Source organism: Pseudomonas edaphica (genome assembly GCF_005863185.1).
In the GTDB taxonomy this organism is placed as follows: Bacteria; Pseudomonadota; Gammaproteobacteria; order Pseudomonadales; family Pseudomonadaceae; genus Aquipseudomonas; species Aquipseudomonas edaphica.
In genome coordinates, this window is sequence record NZ_VBVZ01000642.1 from 1 (window position 1) to 3,408 (window position 3,408).

The window sequence follows — 3,408 nt, forward strand, 5'->3', positions numbered from 1 at the left end:
CAGGTCCCTGTTGTCATAACGCCGGATCTGAACATCAACGCCTAACACAGCAGCCAGCAGCCCGACGTAATCAGCCGTCACCCCCTCGAAATCGGCTGGGTCAGACGACACCACCAAGGGTGCCGGATCGCTGCGCGCTGTACCGATCACCAGGACCTTTTTAGTGCGTAGCCACCGCCAGTCATGGTTCTGCAGTTCAACGTCAAAATCAGCGGTAGGCTCACGCCCCAGCAAGGTCAACGACTCAAAGGCCTGCTCGGCGCCATGGGACTGGCCGAGTACTCCCAAACAAAGGAAAAAAATGAAGTAACCCGACAGGCGCCTCATTCAGATCAGGTGATGACGTTTGGCAAAGTCGGCCAGATAGACCACCGACTTGACCTTGAGCTTTTCAATCAGCCGAGTTTTATAGGTGCTGATCGTCTTGTTGCTCAACAACATAGCGTCACCGATTTCCTTGTTGCTGTAACCACGGGCAAGCTGCTGCAGAATGGCCAGCTCCCGATTGGACAACTGCTGAATCAGCTCATGCTCAGGGGTCTGGTTATCGACCGGGCGCACCGAGCTGTTGGAGAGCACAGGAAAATAACTGAAGCCCTCGCGAATTACTTTAACGGCACGCATGAGTTCCTCAAGATCATCGCTTTTGGAGACGTAACCGGACGCGCCGATGGTCATGCAGCGATGGGCATAAAAGGTCGCGTCCAGCGAGGTCAACACGAGGATTCTGATCGGCAGGTCCAAGGCGCAAATGCGACTGATGACCTCCAGGCCGTCGAGCAGTGGCATCGATATATCCAGCACGATCAAGTCCGGCACGTGCTTGCGAGCCAGGTAAACCGCCTCGACGCCATTCTCCGCTTCGGCCACCACTTCCACCTGCCCGGCCTTGAGGAGCATTTTTACAGACGAGCGAATAAACGGATGGTCGTCGACGATTAATGCTTTCAACATACAAACCTCTTTTTCATCAGCATAAGGAGCAGCATCTGCGAGACCGGCACGTCAAACTATTACGGTAGCTCAGTTTCACGTCGACAAAACACAGGCCTGAAATATTTTAATGGCCTGACTGCGCCAGCAAGCCCTACCCGTTTCGGTAGTGCTCCAACCAACAGCAAAAGTCAGCACCGGGCATGGGCACCGCCAAGTGAAAACCCTGGCCAAAATGGCAGCCCAGGTCAATCAGTGTATCGAGCGCCGGTTGGCTGCCAACCCCCTCGATAATCAGGTCCATCTGCAAGGCTCGGGTCAGCGCGAGACTGCTCGCGACGACGGCCCGGTTACCCGGATTGGCAAGGTCCTGAACGAACACGCCGTCGAGCTTGATCTGGTTGAAGGGCAGCTGCGCCAGCAACCGTAGTGAGGAAAAACCCAGGCCAAAGTCATCGATCGACAACCCACACCCCGCCTCGCGCAAGCGCAGAAGGTTTGCCAATGCCGATGCAGGCAGGTCCAGCAGGCTGCTTTCAGCGACTTCGAATGTCAGGCCCGAACCTGGCAGGTCGTACCCTTGCAAGCATTGAATAATGTAGTCAACCAAGTCATTTCGAACCAGCTGGGAGGCTGTCAGGTTGAACGCCATTCCCAGGTCAATACCTTGCGCGCGCAACTGCAGCAGCAACGCAATACCTTGGTCGAGCAGTTGCTTGAGCATCTCATCAATCAAGTCATAGGCCAGTACGGCGCCTAACAGATCACGGGGCAGCAACATCCCCCGTGTGGGGTGACGCCAGCGCACCAGCGCTTCAACGCCGAACAGCCGGCGCTCGACAAGATCGAATTTTGGTTGGTACCAGGCCTCGAATGCACCCACCGCCAAACCGTGTCGCACCTGGTCTTCAGGGATCAGTTCAGGTACCGACAGGTCGGGCGCCATCAAGACATGGTGGCGCAGCTTGAAATTTTCCAATAACCGCTGCAAATCCTGCATGTCCAGCGGCTTGTCCAGAATGCCCAATAACTTCAGGCCCGACAGCGTCTTCATCTGCTTCACGGTGCGATAAAGATCAGCCTGCAACTCGCTGTAGGCCACCAACGTCTGGACGTTTCCCAACTCGCCGGCCACTTTCAGGAACGCAGAGTGGTTGATCGAACCGTCGGCCAGGTCGAAAAAAACGATATCGACCTTGGGCAGCTGGTTTAGCAGGCTAATAGCCTGCTCAGCATCGCTGGCCGATAGCACATTGCCGACCCCCAGATTGCCGAGGGCCTTGACCAGCACGGCACGCTGGAACGCATGATGTTCAATGACCACAACACAATCAGGAAACATATTCTTCAACCGATTCGACTTTAAAGGAGAGGTTTGAATAGACACGCCAGGCTCAGCGTTCCCGCATGGCCTCCTGAGCCTTGTTGAACGGCTTGACCAGGTAGTCCAGCACGGTCTTGGAGCCGGTCTTGATGTCCACCGTTGCGATCATCCCGGGCACAATGGCGAAGCGCTCACCGGCCTTGTTGGTGAGCACGTTGGCGTCCGTCTGGATGAACACCCGGTAGTAGTAATTCTCCGGCTTGACCTTGTCCTGGATGGTGTCTGGAGAAATCGTCACCACCTTGCCGTCCAGCCCGCCATAGATCGAATAGTCATACGCAGTGAGTTTCACCTTGGCGGCCTGGTCCGGGTGGATGAAGGCAATATCCCTGGGTGAAATGCGCGTCTCGATCAGTAACTGATCATCCAGCGGCACGATCTGCATCAACTTGCCGTTAGGCGAAATGACACCGCCAATGGTCGTCACCTCGATGCCCTTGACGATGCCGCGAACCGGCGACAGGACAGTCAGGCGCGTCAACGAATCTTCCCGCCCACGAATCACCGAACTCAACGAGCTAACCTCAGAGCGCGCCTTGGCCAACTCTTCCCCCGCCTGCACCTGATAGGAAGAACGCAGTTCGGTAGCCTTGAGTTGCAACTCACTGCGCTGACGCTGCAGGCGAATCACTTCGACGTTGCTGGCAGCGCCGGTCTTGGCCAGTGACTGGGTGATTTTCAGCTCACGGTCGACCAACCTGAGCGAATCGTTCACCCCAGCCAGGGATTCCTTGAGCCGGCTGATACGCTCCTGATGCAGCCTGGTTTCGCGTTTGATCAGCTCGGGGTAGGCCTGCAGTTCGTCAGGAAAACTCAGTGGTTTACCGTCCACCTCCGCCTGCAACCGTGTGGCGCTGGCCAGGACAGCCCGGTAGCGCGCAGCGCTCTCCTCGACATTCGATTCGGACTTCGTCGGGTCGAGCTGGGCCAACACTTGCCCCTGCTCCACCAGGTCACCTTCGGCAACGTTAAGCTCTGCCAGGATGCCGCCTTCCAGTGATTGAATGACTTGCTCATGGGAACTGGGAATGACCTTGCCGTCGCCCTTGGACACTTCATCGAGCCGCCCCAGCCACGCCCAGGTGCCCAGG

At 56.8% G+C, this 3,408-nt stretch carries 4 protein-coding genes; all 4 read right to left on the reverse strand.

From position 1 onward, the window contains the following. Positions 1 to 327 (reverse strand): type 2 periplasmic-binding domain-containing protein (locus tag FEM54_RS28135; RefSeq protein ID WP_138453814.1); only part of this gene is annotated, 327 nt, incomplete at its 3' end. Then, positions 328 to 954 (reverse strand): response regulator transcription factor, encoded by a 627-nt coding sequence (locus tag FEM54_RS28140; protein WP_065944100.1) that lies wholly within the window; start codon positions 952 to 954, stop codon positions 328 to 330. A gap of 133 nt (positions 955 to 1,087) precedes the next feature. After that, the gene (locus tag FEM54_RS28145) at positions 1,088 to 2,257 is read right to left on the reverse strand and encodes an EAL domain-containing response regulator (RefSeq protein WP_171045925.1); all 1,170 of its coding nucleotides are present in this window, start codon (positions 2,255 to 2,257) and stop codon (positions 1,088 to 1,090) included. A gap of 70 nt (positions 2,258 to 2,327) precedes the next feature. Continuing rightward, a partial coding sequence (locus tag FEM54_RS28150; RefSeq protein ID WP_138453816.1) for an HlyD family type I secretion periplasmic adaptor subunit occupies positions 2,328 to 3,408 on the reverse strand: 1,081 nt, incomplete at its 5' end.

Bases quoted from the DNA above. Each gene is read 5' to 3' on its own strand.
- FEM54_RS28140 (WP_065944100.1), bottom strand. From the start codon at position 954: ATGTTGAAAGCATTAATCGTCGACGACCATCCGTTTATTCGCTCGTCT.